The sequence below is a fragment of the Flavobacterium pedocola genome, assembly GCF_053764385.1.
In genome coordinates this window covers 47251-66386 of sequence record NZ_JBSNCR010000004.1, presented here as the reverse complement: position 1 = coordinate 66386, position 19136 = coordinate 47251, and the positions used below count along the sequence as shown (strand labels likewise).

The 19136-nt window shown below is 40.9% G+C and carries 13 protein-coding genes; 8 read left to right on the top strand and 5 right to left on the bottom strand.

From position 1 onward, the window contains the following. Positions 1–2: 2 nt before the first annotated feature. From ACWPKD_RS10120 to ACWPKD_RS10110, 3 genes are read left to right on the top strand one after another with little or no spacing between them, the layout of a single operon-like run. The gene (locus ACWPKD_RS10120; protein WP_455412574.1) at positions 3–764 is read left to right on the top strand and encodes a DUF2071 domain-containing protein; all 762 of its coding nucleotides are present in this window, start codon (positions 3–5) and stop codon (positions 762–764) included. Further along, the gene (locus ACWPKD_RS10115) at positions 731–1480 is read left to right on the top strand and encodes a class I SAM-dependent methyltransferase (RefSeq protein WP_455412573.1); all 750 of its coding nucleotides are present in this window, start codon (positions 731–733) and stop codon (positions 1478–1480) included. The genes ACWPKD_RS10120 and ACWPKD_RS10115 overlap by 34 nt, the downstream gene beginning before the upstream one ends. A 2-nt stretch (positions 1481–1482) precedes the next feature. Then, positions 1483–1878, top strand: coding sequence for a hypothetical protein (locus ACWPKD_RS10110; protein ID WP_455412572.1), 396 nt, complete (start codon positions 1483–1485; stop codon positions 1876–1878). 63 nt (positions 1879–1941) lie between these two features. Here the strand turns inward: ACWPKD_RS10110 and ACWPKD_RS10105 are convergent, their stop codons facing one another. The 5 genes from ACWPKD_RS10105 to ACWPKD_RS10085 form a co-directional block, all read right to left on the bottom strand. Next, positions 1942–2235 (bottom strand): hypothetical protein, encoded by a 294-nt coding sequence (locus ACWPKD_RS10105; protein ID WP_455412571.1) that lies wholly within the window; start codon positions 2233–2235, stop codon positions 1942–1944. Positions 2236–2543: 308 nt separating this feature from the next. Further along, positions 2544–3626 carry a phosphotransferase enzyme family protein gene (locus ACWPKD_RS10100; protein ID WP_455412570.1) on the bottom strand — a complete coding sequence of 361 codons (1083 nt, stop codon included), beginning with the start codon at positions 3624–3626 and terminating at the stop codon, positions 2544–2546. Next, positions 3586–4578 (bottom strand): sugar phosphate nucleotidyltransferase, encoded by a 993-nt coding sequence (locus ACWPKD_RS10095; protein WP_455412569.1) that lies wholly within the window; start codon positions 4576–4578, stop codon positions 3586–3588. The genes ACWPKD_RS10100 and ACWPKD_RS10095 overlap by 41 nt, the downstream gene beginning before the upstream one ends. Continuing rightward, complete coding sequence (locus ACWPKD_RS10090; protein WP_455412568.1) at positions 4493–5899, bottom strand: Gfo/Idh/MocA family protein; 1407 nt, start codon at positions 5897–5899, stop codon at positions 4493–4495. Before ACWPKD_RS10090 ends, ACWPKD_RS10095 begins: the two co-directional genes overlap by 86 nt. Positions 5900–5983: 84 nt before the next feature. After that, positions 5984–6799, bottom strand: coding sequence for a hypothetical protein (locus ACWPKD_RS10085; RefSeq protein WP_455412567.1), 816 nt, complete (start codon positions 6797–6799; stop codon positions 5984–5986). A gap of 181 nt (positions 6800–6980) precedes the next feature. Here ACWPKD_RS10085 and gcvP point away from each other — a divergent pair, with 181 nt between their 5' ends. The 5 genes from gcvP (at position 6981) to ACWPKD_RS10060 (ending at position 18587) form a co-directional block, all read left to right on the top strand. Then, entirely contained in the window at positions 6981–9848 is a 2868-nt protein-coding gene (gene gcvP, locus ACWPKD_RS10080) for an aminomethyl-transferring glycine dehydrogenase (protein ID WP_455412566.1), read from the top strand. Positions 9849–9952: 104 nt separating this feature from the next. Then, positions 9953–11200: a M48 family metalloprotease gene (locus ACWPKD_RS10075; RefSeq protein WP_455412565.1), complete on the top strand. Its 1248-nt coding sequence runs from the start codon at positions 9953–9955 to the stop codon at positions 11198–11200. A gap of 6 nt (positions 11201–11206) precedes the next feature. Continuing rightward, positions 11207–12748, top strand: a complete 1542-nt coding sequence (locus tag ACWPKD_RS10070; protein WP_455412564.1) for a DUF6770 family protein — start codon at positions 11207–11209, stop codon at positions 12746–12748. A gap of 114 nt (positions 12749–12862) precedes the next feature. Next, the gene (locus ACWPKD_RS10065; protein ID WP_455412563.1) at positions 12863–13921 is read left to right on the top strand and encodes a 3-oxoacyl-ACP synthase III family protein; all 1059 of its coding nucleotides are present in this window, start codon (positions 12863–12865) and stop codon (positions 13919–13921) included. A 631-nt stretch (positions 13922–14552) separates the two neighbouring features. Continuing rightward, positions 14553–18587 carry a LamG-like jellyroll fold domain-containing protein gene (locus ACWPKD_RS10060; protein ID WP_455412562.1) on the top strand — a complete coding sequence of 1345 codons (4035 nt, stop codon included), beginning with the start codon at positions 14553–14555 and terminating at the stop codon, positions 18585–18587. Positions 18588–19136: the final 549 nt, after the last annotated feature.

The following is a 19136-nucleotide window of genomic DNA, read 5'->3' as shown; positions in this document are numbered from 1 at the left end:
AGATGTTGGAATCTTTACAAAACCATCCGTTTCCGGTAGAGGCATTTTTTAAAAGCTCTGTCGTACTGACTTTTGCCGTACCCAAAGAGGAGCTTGAACCTTTAATTCCGGAATGCCTTACGCTGGACACTTTTCAGGATAAATGGGCTTTTATTGCTGTGGCCATGGTGGAAACTGCAGGCTTACGTCCTAAAGGTTTTCCGGCTGTTTTCGGGAACGATTTTTTCCTGACGGGTTATCGCATCTTCGTCCGTTACACCAACAGTTCCGGTAAAAGACTTCGGGGTTTGTACATCTTAAAATCGGAAACAGACAAAAGTAAAATGGTCTTTTTCGGGAATCTGTTCACGCATTATCATTACAGCAAAATTGACATTGCAAAGCAAATTACAAACGACACCATCGAATACCGTTCTGAAAAATCAGATTTCCGTTTTACGTTTCAGCAGAAAAACGAGCTTATTGCTTTACCTGAAAATTCGCCTTTCGGGGACTGGAAAGAAGCCCGACGCTTTGCCGGCCCGCTGCCTTTCACGTTTACTTACAATGCTGACAAAAAGGAAATTTTAATCATCGAAGGCGTCCGGGAAAACTGGAAACCGGAACCGATCGAAGTTACCGAGCAACACTTTTCTTTCCTGGAAAAACTGAACCTGAAAGACTGCGTGTTGGCCAATGCCTTCAAAATTGACGCTATCCCTTATTACTGGAAAAAAGGAAAAACCGACCCATGGACACCACAAGAAAACCTTATCAAGGCGTAACGAACATCGTCCGCTTTAACTGGCATTTTTACGCTTTTGCATTACTTATGACTGTTGCACTATTCGTTTTCCGTTACTATGCACCGGAAAAGCTGAAACTGTTGTTGACCTGTCTGGGCTTTTTAAGTCTAGCATCCTGCCTGACTTCCTTGCTAGCCTCTTATTACATTTATGACAAGTCGGATTTGTTTCAACTGAAATGGCTTGACTCCATCAGCATAGAAAAAGGTGAAAGTATTGCCAACATCAGTGCCGGATTTGACGAAACCAGTGCGTTACTTGCAGCAAAGTATCCGAATGCTGTCATTCGTCAATTTGATTTCTACAACCCGGAAAGGCATACAGAAATCTCTATTGAAAGAGCCCGAAAAGCCTATCCGCCAAATCCATTCCTTGTAAAAACAGCTACCCAACAACTTGCTTTGGAAACCAATTCTACGGATAAAGTGTTACTTATTTTAGCAGCTCATGAAATACGAAATCCTGAAGAAAGGATTGTTTTTCTGAAAGAAGTACGACGGGCACTGAAAGAAAACGGAACTGTTGTGGTAACGGAACATCTTCGGGACATACCTAACTTCCTTGCCTTTAACATCGGATTCTTTCATTTTTACAGCAAAAAGAACTGGCTGAAAACCTTTGAAGAAGCCAATTTCAACCTGATACAAGAAATCAAAACCACACCCTTTATTTCAACTTTTATACTCAAAAAATAATTATGGAACTACATTTAAAAATCATCGGAACCTTATTAACCGGTTTGGCTATGCTGCACATTATTTTTCCACAATACTTCAACTGGAAACAGGAATTGGCTTCATTAAGTCTGATCAACCGGCAAGTGATGCAGGTGCACACGTTTTTCATTGCCTTTGTGGTATTTCTGATGGCAATGCTTTGTTTCACTTCTGCAGAAGAATTAACCGCGACGCCTTTCGGAAGAAAAATTGCATTGGGCTTGGGCATCTTTTGGTTTGTCAGACTGATTGTTCAGTTCTTTGGGTATTCACCCGAACTCTGGAAAGGAAAAACATTTGAAACGCTCGTGCACATTGCTTTTTCTCTGCTTTGGATGTATATGACCACTGTTTTCGGTTTGATTTACTTCAATTAAATAAGTATACAACAGAAAAAGCGGCTTAATCAAGCCGCTTTTTATATCATGAAAACAGAAAACTTAGATTCTTACGATTCCGGTAACATAAGGCTTTCCTCCGTTTAACGGCTGGAAAATCTCAACAATAGCTTCCCAAACCACATCTGCCGGCGGCATGCTTGCCGTACATTTGAAACGGTAGTTAGTTCCCGCTACTACTTGTGAAGACACTACATTTGGAGTGTAAGAAACACCTACGAATCCGTTCATAGCCTGATCAAAAACCGCTTTATCATTTGCTGTTAACGGGTGGTAAGCAGACCATCCTCCTACAATAACTGCATTCTCATTATTTAAAACTGTATTGGTTGACATAATTCTATATTTTTCTGGTTTTCCTACTCGTTGGCTTTTCAGATTCCGCCTCGTTTTTAAGGTTGTTGCAACTCAACCCCGACGTCGTTAGTAATATTACAAAGCAAACTTAAAGACTGAGCGAAAAAGAGTATAGCGTAGAAATACCTGTTTTTGAAAAAGATTTTTTTCAGGCAAAGCAGAGTGCCAAAACCCACCAAAATACCAGCACACTTTCCACCCAGAAATAGGTATAATATTCCGAGCATTTTGGGCTGAAAAAAACCGTAAAAAAGGCGATTACAACAATCAAAACCCTAAACGTTCCTTTAACAGAAATCCAAAATCCCTTTCAGTAAATTAATCTGATTTGCGGTGCGGTACAAATTATGGTTTTCATAGGATATATGGTAATAAGTATCTCCCTTTAGGTAGTCGGTTAAAAATCGGATAGCCTGAATAAACACGACCACTTTGGCCGCATAATCAAGATTTTCTTTTTCAACAGGTTCCAAAATTGTTTCAAGACAGGACAAAAAACCTTTTTTTGTGGCGACAAACAATTCCGGATCAAAAGTAGTAGTAGCCGAGGTAACGTCTTCATTGGTGATATTGGTGTAAGAACGAATCATATCTCCAAAATCATACAGCAGTGTCCCTTCCATCACCGTATCCAAATCAATGACGGCAATAGCTTTATGTGTCTCTTCATGAAACAGCACATTACTGATTTTCGGATCAGCATGTATAATTCTTTTAGGAAGCAAATTAGCGGATTGCAGAGCAATCCACCTATCCGGCAATGAGATATGTTCGGCTACAAACTCAATAACAGCCGCCGCATTACGTTTGCGTTCTTCTGAGGCATTTTTCAATGCACCTTTATAATCGGCAATTCTTTTTTTAAAATTGATAAAATCCGGAAGAACTGGCTGAAGTTGCATTTTATGTACATTACCGTTCTTCGTCTTATAAAACAAACTGAAGGCCCGGGCAGCTTCAAAAGCAATTACCGGATTGTCCGCTTTGGTTAATGAAATACTTTTTTCAACATAAGTAAACATCCGCCATGGATGACCGTCTACATCATAATGAAGCAGCTCCCCAGTTTTTGTTGCAATTAAAGAACTCACTTCCAACGGATAATCGGATTGTTTCAAAGCCACAACCACGTTGGCTGCATTTTGAATCAAAGCTTCTGCATCCTTAAAAACAGCCGTATTTATTTTTTGAAGGATGTATTTTTTATTTGTGTTTCCAGAGCTAATCAGATAGGTATTATTAATCAATCCGTGTCCAATTTCGGAAATCTGAATAGCTTCGAAAGGAACCGTAAAAAATTGGGCGGCGATGTGTCGAATCTTTTCCATACTACCAAAGTCCATTGGGGTAATTTCCTCTCTTAATTTCATCCGAAAGAAATGTTGTCAACTCACTTTTGTCCTCGGGATACGTCAATCCCATCCATTGTGATTCGGATTCGTGAACTTTTACTTTTATCCGATTCGAGCTTACCAGATGCTGAACCACAGCAGGGATAAAAAACTCCGAATCTGCGGCACTCCCCTTTTGAAGGAATTGCAAAAGCTCATGCTGTAAAAAATCAAATACCGAAGGATGAAAGCACCAAAAATTCATGGAAACCAATATGTTTTCTTTTAGAACAATATTCCCTGTTCCGATTTCCGAAACAATTTCCGCATCCTGTTTTTTTATGCGCGTATGTTCTACAACTCCAATTAAATGCTGTTGGTTATCCAAAGTACAAATACCTCTGGAAACCGTGCCGTTTTTACTCAATGTTGCACTCACGGGAAAGGCAATCATCTCGTAATGGTCCTTTTTAATGGTATCAAAAGCTATCGATTCCTTAATTTTCATGTACGACGCCCTTCCGTAAAAATCATCGGCATTGATTACCACGAAAGGCTCACTAACAACAGCTTTCGCCGTCAAAACAGCATGTGCCGTCCCCCAGGGTTTGCGTCGTTCTTTTGCCAGATCACTGTATTCATCGGGCAAGAACCCGTTTATTTCCTGACGGACAAAATGCATTTCAACGTTTTCAGTTGCTCCGATTTGTACTAATCTTGCGATATATTCTTTTGCGATATGCTGATTTACAATTAAAACAAATTTGTTAAATCCGGCTTGTATCGCATCGAATATCGAAAATTCAAGCAGGGTTTCCCCGGTAGCCAACAAGGCATCTGTTTGTTTCAGTCCGTTGTATCGGGAACCTAATCCTCCAGCTAAAATGACAACCGTTTTAAGAGAGTTAGAATGCACCATCGAAGCCAAAAACAGGTTTACGGGTTTTCCAGGCACCTTTGGTAAAATCAGGAATTTCCTGAACGGCTCCATTGTTCTCAATCGACATTTCGCTTAAGGGTGTAATGGCATACCAAGTCGCCAAATCATAAACATCCAGAGGGAATTCTATATTTCTCTTGATGCATTCGATGAAGGTATTGTCAACAAAAAAGTCCATCCCACCATGCCCTGAATTTTCGGCGGCTGCAGAATATCGTTGCCACAAAGGGTGATCGTATTCTGTTAGCCATTTTTCAGTATTGTCCCATTGATGGGAATGTTTCATCTGTTTTTCAAAGTAAATAAAGCCCTGATTCTTTTCTCCCCAACCGAAATCCTGCCACAACCCTTCGGTCCCCTGTACCCGGAAACCTAAATTGTAAGGACGTTGTAAACTTGTATCATGGGTTAACAGAATAGTTTCACCATTGGCACATTGTATCTGGGTAGTAACGATATCACCTTGTTTGAATTCCACTTTGGCGTTAGGGTGATCTTTACCGCCTTTGGGATGGTCGGTTATATATTTGTTCAAGCCTCTCGCCTTACTTGAAAATGAAGACAAGCGCAGCAATCGGTTTCCTCTGTTAACATCAAACATTACTGCGACAGGGCCTAAACCATGCGTTGGATAAAGCTCTCCGTTTCTATTCAGATAATGATTGGTACGCCATGCGGCCTCACTAAATCCTTTTTCACCAAACTCTACGCCTGAATTATAAGCCGATTGCCCATCGTTAAAAAGAACGCCCCGCAAATCGTGTTCATATCCGCCCTGACCGTGCACCAATTCGCCAAACATCCCTTTTCGCACCATGTTCAGCACGGCCATCACATCGCGGCGGTAGCACACATTTTCGAGCATCATAATAGGCACTTTGGTTTCTTCGTAAGCCTTTACATATTCCCAGCAATCGGAAAGTTTCATGGCACCGCAAACTTCCATTCCTACAATTTTCCCGGCACGCATCGCATCAATCCCTTGTTCTTTATGCCACTCCCATGGTGAGGATATGATTACCGCGTCGATATTTTTCTCCTTTAACAGATTCTTGTAATCATAATTCCCGTTGGAAAATTCTTTGGGTGCAGTTTTCTTATATTTCGCTACGAGTTTTTGTGCCATTGCAAGCATTCGCTTATCCGGATCTGCAATAGCTACAATTTCAACATCTTCTCTTTTCAGCATTTCTTCCATGTGAGACTGTCCCCTGTATCCTGTTGCAATGAAACCCAAACGGACTTTTTTTGTGATTCCATCTTTTGTGTTTTCATTGTCAAGAGCAAACAAAGAATTAGGTAAAATTAAGGCTCCGAAACCTGCAAGCGCAGTTGTTTTCAGAAAATCGCGTCGGTTTGAATCATGAGTCATGGTAGCTTTTTTTTTAGATTTGCTAAAATAGCATTTTTTAAAGAATTGCTTCATTTTAACAAAAAAACTACGATATCAGCAATCCTACCCCCAGAAAACCACCATCAACCACCAGAAAACCGGTATACTTTCCACCCAGAAATACGTGTAGTATTCCGAGCGCTTCGGGCTGGCAAAAAGTGTAAACAAAGCGATTACAACTATCAGTACCAGATTGATCCACAACTGAATAATCTGAAAATCAGACTTTAAAAACTCCAGGCAGTAGAACGGAATCAGAAGGAAAAGATTGAGCAGTTTAGTCTTTTGGACACCCAATTTCTGCGGAACGGTTTGCAGCAAGGCATCGTCGTGTTTTAAATCGATGATTTCAAATATCAGAATTAAAATAATGACCAGTAAAAAACGCTGACAGAACTTCAGCCACACATCCTGAGAAAGCGGTAAATCCGCATTGATAATCGGCAGAAAAAGGGTGATGCCCGCCCAACAGAAGGCTACGATGTAAATCTTCACACCGGCCCAATTTCTGGCGTTGCCGATCTTCGGAAAAACAGGCAAAGTGTACAACATCGTCAACCCCATAAAAGCTATGGAAACGATCAGCGTTTGGGGCTGCAACTGAAGAAAACAATACAAGGCTCCTAAAAACGAAACGCAACTCAGGGCAACAATTGCTTTTCGTTCGGTAGTCATTTTGAGTTTTTTGGCGCGTACCAATTCGTCGTATTTCACGAAATTGTACCCTACAATGGTTCCGAAAAAAGCGAACAAAGCCATTGGCGCATCATACGCAATATGAAAGAAATGAAACGTCATGCGCACCAGGGCATAAACCGCCAGCGCCACGTGGATGCTTCCGTGCAGGTAAAAGTCGAATATGCGTTTGAGTAGTTGCATCCTTACAAAAGTACACAATATGTTAACAACCTCCTTTTTTGGTTAAAAATTCTTCCAAAAATTGCCGTTAAAAAACAAGATTATTAGCAGATTAATAATTATTTTTGTTCGCTTTTTAAACACAACTTAAACTTGTTTGAGGTTCTGCCCCAAACACTTAAACAAACAGTAGAGAAAACTGATGAGAACAGATGCATTTGCTTTAAGACACATTGGCCCGAGAGAATCGGATTTACAACACATGTTCAAAACCATTGGCGTGAAGGACATGACACAATTACTTTACGAAACATTCCCTGACGGAATCCGTTTAAAACAAGATATCGAATTAGACCCGGCGATGACGGAATATGAGTACGCTACTCACATTACGCAGTTGGGCGCTAAAAATAAAGTATTCAAATCATACATCGGTTTAGGATACCACCCAGCGATTGTTCCTCCGGCTATCCAGAGAAACATTTTCGAAAACCCGGGCTGGTACACAGCTTATACGCCATATCAGGCGGAGATTGCACAAGGTCGTTTAGAAGCTTTGTTAAATTTCCAGACTATGGTTATTGAATTAACAGGAATGGAAATCGCTAACGCTTCATTACTTGACGAAGGTACTGCTGCTGCTGAAGCAATGACGTTACTTTTTGACGTAAGAACGCGTGACCAAAAGAAAAATAACGTTAGTAAATTCTTCGTTTCGGAAGAAATTTTACCACAAACATTATCGATTTTACAAACCCGATCGACCCCATTAAATATTGAATTAGTTGTAGGAAACCACGAAGCGTTTGATTTCTCAGAAGACTTCTTCGGAGCGATGTTACAATATCCTGGTAAATACGGACAGGTTTTCGATTATGCCGGTTTCATCAACGAAGCAAAATCAAAAGAAATCAAAGTAGCCGTTGCTGCAGATATCCTATCCCTTGTGAAATTAAAATCACCGGGTGAAATGGGTGCCGATGTGGTAGTGGGAACTACACAACGTTTCGGTATTCCAATGGGATTTGGAGGACCTCACGCCGGTTACTTTGCTACTAAAGAAGAATACAAACGTTCGATGCCGGGCAGAATTATTGGTGTTTCTATCGATGTAAACGGAAACCGTGCTTTACGTATGGCATTAGGTACTCGAGAGCAGCACATCAAACGTGAAAAGGCAACTTCAAACATCTGTACCGCTCAGGTATTGTTAGCGGTTATGGCAGGTATGTATGCGGTTTACCACGGACCACAAGGTTTGAAATATATTGCTGATAAAGTACATGCTTCGGCAGCTACTACAGCGCAATCCTTAGCCGAAATGGGCATCAGCCAAATGAACTCGGCTTTCTTTGACACGATCTTAGTAAAAGCGGATGCTGCCAAAGTAAGAGCGATTGCTGAGAAAAACGAAGTGAACTTCTTCTACCCGAACAGCGAAAGCGTTTCTATCTCTTTCAACGAGACAACTTCCATTGCAGACATCAACCAGATTTTGGCGATCTTCTCAGAAGCAACAGGTGCAACATTCACTCCGGTAAAAATCTTATTACCATCAGGAAAAATATTAATGCCGTCAGGCAGAATGGAAGCCTTGGAGCGTACCTCATCGTTCTTACAGCACGAGGTCTTCAACAACCACCATTCGGAAAGCCAATTGATGCGTTATATCAAAAAATTAGAGCGTAAAGACTTATCATTGAACCACTCCATGATTTCGTTAGGTTCTTGTACCATGAAATTGAACGCGGCTGCAGAAATGTTACCGTTATCAATGCCAAACTGGAACAGCATTCACCCGTTTGCTCCGGCAGATCAGGCACAGGGCTATATGACTATGCTTAAAAAATTAGAGCAACAGTTGAACGTAGTAACCGGTTTCAAAGGTACTTCGTTACAACCTAACTCCGGTGCTCAGGGAGAATACGCAGGATTGATGGCAATTCGCGCTTACCACATCTCAAGAGGCGAAGGACACAGAAACGTTTGTTTGATTCCTTCATCAGCACACGGAACCAACCCGGCTTCTGCAGCGATGGCGGGTATGAAAATCATCGTTACCAAAACCACTCCGGAAGGAAACATCGACGTAGAAGATTTAAGAGCAAGAGCAATCGAACACAAAGACGACTTGTCTTGTTTGATGGTGACTTACCCTTCTACTCACGGGGTTTACGAATCTTCGATCATTGAAATCACTAAATTAATCCACGATAACGGCGGATTGGTATATATGGACGGTGCTAACATGAACGCACAGGTAGGATTAACAAATCCTGCTACTATCGGTGCTGATGTTTGTCACTTAAACTTACACAAAACCTTCGCGATCCCTCACGGTGGTGGTGGACCAGGTGTTGGACCAATTTGTGTAAACGAGAAACTAGTGGACTTCTTACCTACCAACCCGGTTGTGGCTACAGGTGGTAAAGACGCTATCTCGGCTATCTCGGCTGCACCTTATGGTTCTGCTTTGGTATGTTTGATTTCATACGGTTATATTACTATGTTGGGTGCTGAAGGTTTACGTTCCGCTACTGAGCATGCCATCTTGAATGCTAACTATATGAAAGCACGTTTAGAAGAACATTATCCGATTTTATATTCAGGGGAAATGGGACGTGCGGCTCACGAAATGATCTTGGATTGTCGTGAATTCAAACAAAACGGCATCGAAGTTGGCGATATCGCTAAACGTTTGATGGATTACGGTTTCCACGCACCAACTGTATCGTTCCCGGTTGCGGGTACGTTAATGGTTGAGCCTACCGAATCAGAAGATTTAGCGGAGTTAGACCGTTTCTGTGAGGCGATGATTTCCATCCGAAAAGAAATCACTAATGCTACGGCGGATGACACCAACAACCCATTGAAAAATGCACCTCACACTTTAGCGATGTTAACTGCTGAGCGTTGGGACTTCCCATATTCAAGAGAGAAAGCGGCCTACCCGCTTGAGTACATTGCAGACAACAAATTCTGGCCTTCCGTACGTCGTGTGGACGATGCGTATGGGGACAGAAACCTTGTTTGTTCTTGTGCACCGATTGAAGCATACATGGAGAGCTAAGCATGCAGAAAAACTTAGCCCTACTATTCCTTTTATTAAATGTTTTGCTTTGCTTTCCGCAAGGCAAAACATTTAAATATACCCCCTCAAACAAAGATTCTTTAGTGAAATACATCAATAGTATTTCCGAAAAAAAAATCGTCAAATTAGGGGATAAAAACAAAAAGGAAATCAAAGAAATCATTACCGACCGAAAGAATGAGTTCATTAAAACCTTAGGTGACAGTACCTATATTTTTGATAAAGACATTTCGAACTACTTAAAAGGTATTGTCAAAGAAATCAGTGTTGCCAATCCGAACATCGATTTTAAAAACTTTTATTTCCTGGTAAACAAATCACCGATCCCTAATGCGGCCTGCTATGGAAACGGCATGTTCACCATTAACCTTGGTCTGTTCAACCTTGTGGAAAACGACGACGAATTGGCGTTTATTCTTTCCCATGAAGTAGCTCATTATGTACTGGAGCATAACGACAAAAGTTTGCTGTCGTATATTCAGACCCTTAATTCAAAAGACACTAAATCCAAGCTGAACAAGGTAAAGAACCAGGAATACGGTAGACGAAAAGCCTATTCAACCCTTGTTAAAGAACTCAGTTATAATTTCCTGAAAAGAAGCCGAAAAGCGGAAACACAAGCCGACTCCTTAGGACTGGCCATTTTCAGCAAAACCAAATTCAACAAACAATCGAGTGTTACGGCGCTGAAAAAATTAGATTTTGTTGACGACATGGTTTTTAATGAAGAAACCAAACTGAAGGAACATTTCAATTTTGACAGCTATCCGTTCAAGGAAGCCTGGCTGACCAAAGATGAAACGCTTTTTGATTTAAAGGAAAAATCAGATGACTATGCGCTGTCTAAAGATTCTTTAAAAACACACCCGGATATTCCTGTGCGTGTGGAAGCGCTTCAGAAATTACTAAAGACGCAGGGTGGCACACCAAAACCGGCTTCTGAACTGGAACGCATTAAAAAAATTGCCTCAGAAAACAGCATCAGCATCTTTCTTGACGATTTAAGCCTTGACCTGGCACTCTATCAAACCTTGGTGCTTCGCAATAAAAACCAAATTGACGAGAAGAGTTACTGCAAGATCATGGCGCTCTTATTAAAGAAAACCTATCAGCTGAAAAACGGCCATACCTTTGGCAAGTTCGTGAGCCCTGTGAGTACTTTTTCAGATGAAAAACAGCTGAATGAAGTTCGAACCTTCCTGCACAACTTGGAGGTAAAAACAACCCGGAAAATTGGCCACAGTTTTTGCACAAAACACGAAAGCCTTATGCTGGGCGACGAAGAATTCAAATCCATTGCAGACTTTTTTAAAACCCTTAATACTAAATAATTAAAAATGAGAAACAAAATTCTATTAATTCTCCTAACGGCTCTTACCCTGAGCGGCTATGCGCAAACCAGCAAGATTGACGGAGTAAACACTTTCGTCCTAAGAAACTCAGGCGCCATCCTTGACAAAAACAAAGATGTGGACGGGTATTATTTTTATTACATCGTAGACAAATTAAAAAAAGGGGATCGCGAATTCGCTATTCAGATTTTGGACAAAAACCTGAATGAGGTCGCTAAAAAATCTTATGTTGACAACAAGCACACTTTCTTAATGAAAAGTAGCTTCAACAACCAGGCAATGATGTTCGCCATGGCTAACTATAAAGAAAAAGAAATCAATTTGTTGACTTTCGACAAACAGGCCAACCAAAAGGAAACTGTAAAAATCCCTCTTGAAAACAAAGAAATCAGATACCTTCAGATGATGGAACAAACAGGAGACTTCAACGTTTTGTTCCCTGTTGACGGTAAAGGTTTCTTATTCAACAAATTTGAGGACAACAAGAAAATCGGATATTCCTTAAAATATTATCCTACAGACGGTGGAAAAGCATGGTCGTTCGATTCTCCGGAAGATTCAAAAGAAATCTTAACCATCAACCCTATCGAAGTAAACGACAAAATCGTTGTGGCAATCGAAGGGGCAAAACCAAGTTTGATGTCAAGAAAAATGACGTACCGAGTAAAAATTCTTGATGTTACCAACGGTAAATTATTATTCGAGAGAGAATTCTCTAGAAAAAGCAAGCCAAGACTGATCAACAACGCTTTCATTGATGCCAACAACAATGTGGTATTGATGGGAGAATATTTTAAAGACGGCGACAACATCATAAGCGACAAAAGTTTAGGTATTTTCACGGAAGTGGTTGATTTTACAGGAAAAACAGTTGCGGAAAACTTCACCAGCTGGAAAGAAGATGTTGCCAAACTTACTAAAGTTGAAAAAAGTTTTATTGACGACAAAGGATATGTTTACTTCCACAATATCGTAAAAACTAACACTAACGAGTACTACGCGATTGGTGAGTTTTACAAAAGAACAGCAAGTGCCGGTGGTATTGCCTTAAGTGCTTTAGGAGCACTGGGCGGACAAGTAGGCGGAAATTCAGTTACTAAAATCACGATTACCAATTCGGTAGTTTTCAAATTTGATTCTAACTTTAAACTTACGCAAATCAAAGAGTTTGAAAAAGGAAAATCAAGTGCGCCAAGCTTAACGGATTTCGGTAGCCCTCAGTTAAACGCACACGCTTTAAAAGCTTACGGTGCTTTTGACTACGAGTACACGCAGATCGACAAAGCAAACGATCGTTTCTACGCTTGTTTCATCGACTATGAAAGATTAAAAGGTGAAAAGAACAAGAATGCTTTCAAAACGATCATCTACGATGAAGGTCAACTTTCAGAAGATAAAATCTACTTACAGAGTGAAACTAAAGATTATAGAGTACTTCCTGCCAAAGTTGGAAACGTATTGCTTTTAGAGTACAACAAAAAACTAAAAGAAATCAGCTTACACTTGGAGAAACTGAACATCAAATAGTAAAAGCTTCTTATTTAACATTTAAAAGGGATTCGAATTAATTTTGAATCCCTTTTTAAATTAATGTTATATCTTTAAGAACTTTTAAAGGAAGTTTACAATAATAAAGAGACAATGAGCATTAAAATAACGGGATCCGGAAGTTACATCCCAACACAAATTGTTACGAATACTGATTTCGCACGCCATCAATTTCTAAACGAGGACGGCTCTACCTTTGCCATTCCCAACGATGTGATTGCCGAAAAATTCCTGGACATTACCGGAATTGAAGAGCGCCGTTATGTCGAAAACAACATAAACACCTCGGACATTGCGTTTTTTGCCGCTGAAAAAGCCATAGAAAATGCGCAAATCGATCAGGAAACACTGGATTATATTATTGTGGCCCATAACTTCGGCGATGTGCGACACGGGGCGATTCAAAGTGATACGGTACCCAGTGTGGCGTCCCGAGTGAAAAACAAACTGAAGATCAAAAACCCAAGATGCGTTGCCTACGATGTTATGTTTGGTTGCCCGGGCTGGATTGAAGGTATGATTCAGGCACAGGCTTTTATTAAAGCCGGAATGGCTAAAAAATGTCTGGTAATCGGTGCCGAAACACTTTCCCGCGTGGTGGACATGCACGACCGCGACAGCATGATTTATTCGGATGGTGCCGGTGCAACGGTTTTGGAAGAAGTGGAAGGCGATGATGGCATCCTTGCCCATGAAACTGCTTCTTTTACTTACGAAGAAGCCAACTTTTTATTCTTCGGAAAATCCTATAACCAAGACCATAATCCGGACGTACGTTACTTAAAAATGCACGGACGAAAAATATACGAATTCGCGCTAAGCCAAGTTCCGTTAGCCATGAAGTCCTGTTTAGACAGAAGCGGCATACCGATTTCGGAAGTAAAAAAGATCCTGATCCATCAGGCCAATGAAAAAATGGACGAAGCAATTGTACAGCGTTTTTTCAAACTCTACAAGCTTACGCCTCCTGAAAACGTAATGCCGATGAACATCAAAAAACTGGGCAACAGCAGTGTGGCTACGATTCCTACTTTATACGATTTAATCCTGAAAGGTGAGATTGAAAACCAGGAACTGAACAAAGGCGATGTGGTTTTGTTTGCTTCGGTTGGTGCGGGAATGAATATTAATGCGTTTGTGTATCGCTTTTAGAGATTAGAACATAGATAAGAGATTAGAAAAAGGGAAAGTTTAGTTTTAAACTTTCCCTTTTACTTTTTTATAAAAGCTGCGCTTTTTACATGGCTTTAGCATGGGGTTACCATGGAGTATCCATGGAGTATCCATGGCTTTAGCATGGCTTTAGCATGGAGTAAGGATTTATTATCTTTTTCTTTTGTCTTGATGGAAGATGATTTGTTCATTGATGCTTTCTTTTTCTTTTGTCTTGATACAAAAGAAACAAAAAATCAAGACTGGAACCCTACACCTAAAAAATTAAAGCAACTCCTAAATTATTTTAACTCTCTCGTTGCACACAACGAGATCAAACAGAAAATAATTCTTAACGGAGTTGGCTTTATTTTTCTTAACGGTTACGCGTTCTAGGTCGTTGGGGTGCTTTGATGGACGTTTTGGTTTTTGTAAACACCATCCCCTACTCATAACTCATAACTTATAACTTATAATTCACAACCCGCCTGTATAGCTTTGAAATATGCACAATATTTTCTTCTTCTTTGTCAAATCCAAAAACTTAATGTTAAAAAAATATTATCTGTTAAAATTTTTATAAATTTACAACCCCCAATTGCTACAGAACAACAAGTAAATATTACATACTATGAAGCTAGCAGTACAACTTTTGCTTTTATTTTTCTCATTTAGTGTCGCACATGCACAGGGATTTAAAAGCTACGAACCCAAACCAAAGTACCCGCTTTTATTTAAAGCACTTATCCCGGTAGAGGAAAATGCTCCGGATTGGGTGCATAAAATGTATAGTGCCGATCCGAATCTTTTCGAGATAGAAAAGGCCTATATTGCTTATTACAAAGCAAATAAATTTGTAAAAACATTACATACGCAAAACTACAAGCACTTTGTAAAAACGGTGCATCAGAATTACTGGTATACTGAAAATGGTGCTGTTGAAGTTAAAGACACCGGATTGTCAAGCCCTGTAAATGAGCGTTCGCAAAGGGGGGCTCAGGCAAGACAACCGGCCAACTGGACATCTATAGGGCCTTTTGAAACTTTTGGCAATGGCGGAACCGAAACACGATCGGAACAAGTAAACGTATATTCCATAGCGCAGTCGGTAACAAATCCGTTAATAATGCTTTGCGGAACCGAAACCGGAGCCGTTTTTAAATCTACTGACAAAGGGGAAAACTGGTTTCCGGTAGGCGATAATTTCTTTAATGACGGCACCAATAGTGTGGAAATAGACCCTACCAATCCCAACAACATGTTTGTGGGTTCGTCGCACCGTATTTACAGGTCTACAGACGGAGGCGCAAACTGGGCTCAGGTACTAAATGTTTCCAACCTCAACATTTATGAATTTGCCATCAACCCCAATAACAATCAGATCATTTTTGCTGCGGGGAACAAAGGTTTGTATAAATCCATTAACGGAGGCACAAGCTGGACACAGGTGTTTACCGATATTTGCCGGGATGTGAAATTTAAAACCGATGACCCGCAAACGGTGTTCCTTTTAAAGCAGAATCCTACGTTAAAGCTAACAGAGTTCTATAAATCAACAGACGGAGGAACGACTTTTACTTTAAGAAGCAACGGCTGGTTTGTACCCACGGCGACTAGTTCTATCGGAGGTGCCCGAATGGGAGTTACCAACGCAGATCCGAACAGGATTTATGTGGTAATGTTAGGTAATGTTGACGATTATGCAACGGACGTAAATTTTATCGGTGTATACCGAAGCGACAATGCAGGGGAAAACTGGACATTACCTTACGATCAAAACAATGACGGCACTCCAAATAATAATCCCGGAGGGCCGTATAGTGCTGCTACTAATTGGTGTTTTTCTTGTTTTGGTATAAATGGAGGTGATTACGATCAAGGGTTTTACAATTTAGCAATTGATGTTTCCGATACGGACCCAAACAAGTTTTTAGTAGGGATGCTGAATCTATTTAAAAGCGAGAACGGCGGCACAACCTATTCCAGATGGGGCGGTTATGATGACAGTGACACCTCAACTAACTACTACCGTCATCCCGATCATCAGGATATTTTAATCACCGGAAATGATGTGTTCGTGGCAACGGACGGCGGTATCGATTTGTATGATGCCAATCTGAGTATTGTCAGAGCCATCAATAAAGGTATCAATGCCGCCGACAATTGGGGCTTCGGACAAGGATGGAATGAAGATGTGGTTACCTGTGGCCGTTACCATAACGGAAACGGCGTGTACCATGCCAACTACGGAAACGGAAAATTCATTTCCTTAGGCGGTGGAGAATCTGCAACGGGTTATGTGAATTTAGGAAACAATTTCAAGGTGTACCATTCGGATATCAGTGCCCGAAAAATAGCCTCCAACTTTACCACACTTAATACTTCCATACCCAATTTTTCATTGTTCCCAAATGAAGCATACTACACCGATACTAAAAGTGAAGTGGAGTACGATCCAAGATATTTTAACCACATGTACCTGGGCAACGAAAACAAGCTCTGGAAAAGTACAGACGGTGGTAATTCCTTTACCCTACTGCGTGCTTTCGGAACAACCACCACCAATATTGTAACGGGTATTGAAATCTCAAGACAAGATCCTAATCTTATTTATGTAGCGCAACGCGAAAGTGGTGTTTCCAGATTATGGCGTTCTCAGGATGGTGGTGCCAACTGGACACAATTAACGTTACCTGCCACTCAGGTTGAGCTATATATCACGCTTAATGAAAATAACACCTTGTTTATTGCTTATGGTTCTGGTTCAAACAAGGTTTACAAATCAACGGATTTAGGCAATACCTGGACAAATTTAACTACAGCAACAATTTCCTCACAAGGTATTGACGGCATGGTAGCCCAAATGGGTACCAATGACGGTGTGTACATCATCATGGCGGGGAATACCAATGTTTATTACAGAAACGCAACGCACGCCGACTGGCAGGTGTTTAATCAGGGCTTACCAATAAACAACCGTTTTATAGGCGTATTACCGTTCTATAAAAATGGGGAGTTACGCATCAGTGGGACAAGAGGGTTCTGGAAAACAGCCTTATTTGAAAACAGCCTTCCGGTGGCACAGCCTATGGTGGCCTATAAAACCATTGACTGCCACCGAACACAGGTGCAGTTTGATGATTTTTCTGTGTTAAACCATACCGGGGCCACCTGGAACTGGAGCTTCCCGGGCGCTACGTCGGTTTCCTCAACCTCAGTAAGAAATCCGTTGGTTACTTATGCAACACCGGGCTTATACAACGTTTCGCTGACCGTAACAGACGGGAACAGCAATTCCAGCTCCAAAACAGTGACCAATATGATTGAAGTATTGCCTTCTGTTTGTGCCATCGAATCGGAATCCAAGCAAGTATTGGAAATGAGTACCACAAGTCAATCCATAGCTTCTGATGTTTTAAATTACGGAAGCTCTCCAAATGTAACTTTTACGGGCTGGGTGAAGCCCAATGGTATACAACCGGATTGGGCCGGGATTATCTGTATGGGTTCGGACACCAAAAATCTTTTAGGTTTTAAATCCAATAATCAATTGCAGTTTCACTTAGATGACAGTTATTATTGGGTAAATACAGGCTTATTTGCCAATGCAGACGAATGGAATTTTGTGGCTATCCGATTTACACCTACACAGGTTACTATATTCTTAAATGATAAAAAGTATACGTACAACGGTACTTTTACGCCTATAACCCTGAATCAGATTATCTTGGGTAAAGATTACAATTCCAGCAGCAGAACCTATAAAGGACAAATGGAAGAGTTCACCTTATGGAACAGAGCCCTTACGGATGATGAAATCTACCTGAGCCGCCACTTAATCAAAACAAGCAGCACGGACCCTAATCTGATTGCGTATTACCAGTTTAACAATACCCAGAATTTTGGCTTGCTTTATGATAAAAAAAACGGGAACGATTTAACCATTTCAAGTTCTATTACCTTCCCTGCCTCTACCGCTCCGGTTGGTGTGGGTACCAGCCAGTTACTGACGGTTGCCGCAGCAGGAACGTACAACTTTTCAGGGGCTAATGCGAGTTTGAATTTCTCCTCCTCTACCCCTAACGGCAAAGTGGTGGTTTCCAAATTAAATGTACTTCCTAATGAGGCTCCCGCAACCAATGCCGTAGCCAACGAATACTGGATCTTAAACAACTACGGTACTAATTTAACGTTTACCGGGTTAACCACAGTAGATTTACAGACCAGCACGAATGTTTCCTCCTTTACCCCTGGAAACTTCAGTATATACAAACGCAACAGCAACGGGCATTTGCAACCAGGCTGGACACAAGACGCCACCGCCACTTCCCTAAACACCAACACCATCCGATTCCCGGGCTCCGGCCTAAACCAATCACTACAATGGTTTATAGGAAGCAACGTGACACTGGGCGTAGAAGAAGTCACCCCACACACCGCCTTCATGGTATACCCGAATCCTTATATCCAGGGACAATTGTTAAACGTGAAAGGCATCGATACTAATTTCACCTTTACGTTATACGATCTAAACGGCAAACTGGTAGTGAAAAAACAGATGACCACCAATGAAATCTCACTGGACAAGGTTGTTGCTAAAGGTCTTTATTTTTACAGGATTGAAAGTGAGACGAAGATTTTTAATGGGAAGTTACTAATTGATTAATTCTTTTTAGAGACAAGAGATATAAAAAAGGGAAAGTTTAGTTCTAAACTTTCCCTTTTGGTTTTCTTTTCTTTTGTCTTGACACAAAAGAAACAAAAAGTCAAGACTGTAATGCTCCACCTAAAAAATTAGAACACTTGCTAAAATCTCCGAACTCTCTCGTTGCACACAACGAGATCAGACAGCGGATATTTCTTAACGCAAGTGTTCTAATTTTTCTTAACGGTTCCGCGTTTTAGGTCGGGGGTGCTTTGATGGGGGTTTTGTCTTTGTTACTACCTATCATAATTCATAATTCATAAACCCGATAGCGCGGATTTACTTCGTCAGTTCGGCTGAAGCCTCGGGTGCAATCCGTGCCATCTATTTTCTTCTTTTCTTTTGTCTTGACACAAATCGAAGATTCAACGACCCGAGCGTTAGCGAACTGGCGAAGCAATACCAAAACCAAATAAAACTTTATGAGTTAAAAGAAACAAAAAATACTCAAGTGTTATTTAGCCTAGGGATTTCGTGAATCTTCGATTTCAAGACTGCAATGCTCCACCT

Coding starts and splice junctions, on each gene's coding strand:
- ACWPKD_RS10120 (WP_455412574.1), top strand. CDS start 3: ATGTTGGAATCTTTACAAAACCATCCGTTTCCGGTAGAGGCATTTTTT.
- ACWPKD_RS10115 (WP_455412573.1), top strand. CDS start 731: ATGGACACCACAAGAAAACCTTATCAAGGCGTAACGAACATCGTCCGC.
- ACWPKD_RS10110 (WP_455412572.1), top strand. CDS start 1,483: ATGGAACTACATTTAAAAATCATCGGAACCTTATTAACCGGTTTGGCT.
- ACWPKD_RS10105 (WP_455412571.1), bottom strand. CDS start 2,235: ATGTCAACCAATACAGTTTTAAATAATGAGAATGCAGTTATTGTAGGA.
- ACWPKD_RS10100 (WP_455412570.1), bottom strand. CDS start 3,626: ATGAAATTAAGAGAGGAAATTACCCCAATGGACTTTGGTAGTATGGAA.
- ACWPKD_RS10095 (WP_455412569.1), bottom strand. CDS start 4,578: ATGGAGCCGTTCAGGAAATTCCTGATTTTACCAAAGGTGCCTGGAAAA.
- ACWPKD_RS10090 (WP_455412568.1), bottom strand. CDS start 5,899: ATGACTCATGATTCAAACCGACGCGATTTTCTGAAAACAACTGCGCTT.
- ACWPKD_RS10085 (WP_455412567.1), bottom strand. CDS start 6,799: ATGCAACTACTCAAACGCATATTCGACTTTTACCTGCACGGAAGCATC.
- gcvP (WP_455412566.1), top strand. CDS start 6,981: ATGAGAACAGATGCATTTGCTTTAAGACACATTGGCCCGAGAGAATCG.
- ACWPKD_RS10070 (WP_455412564.1), top strand. CDS start 11,207: ATGAGAAACAAAATTCTATTAATTCTCCTAACGGCTCTTACCCTGAGC.
- ACWPKD_RS10065 (WP_455412563.1), top strand. CDS start 12,863: ATGAGCATTAAAATAACGGGATCCGGAAGTTACATCCCAACACAAATT.
- ACWPKD_RS10060 (WP_455412562.1), top strand. CDS start 14,553: ATGAAGCTAGCAGTACAACTTTTGCTTTTATTTTTCTCATTTAGTGTC.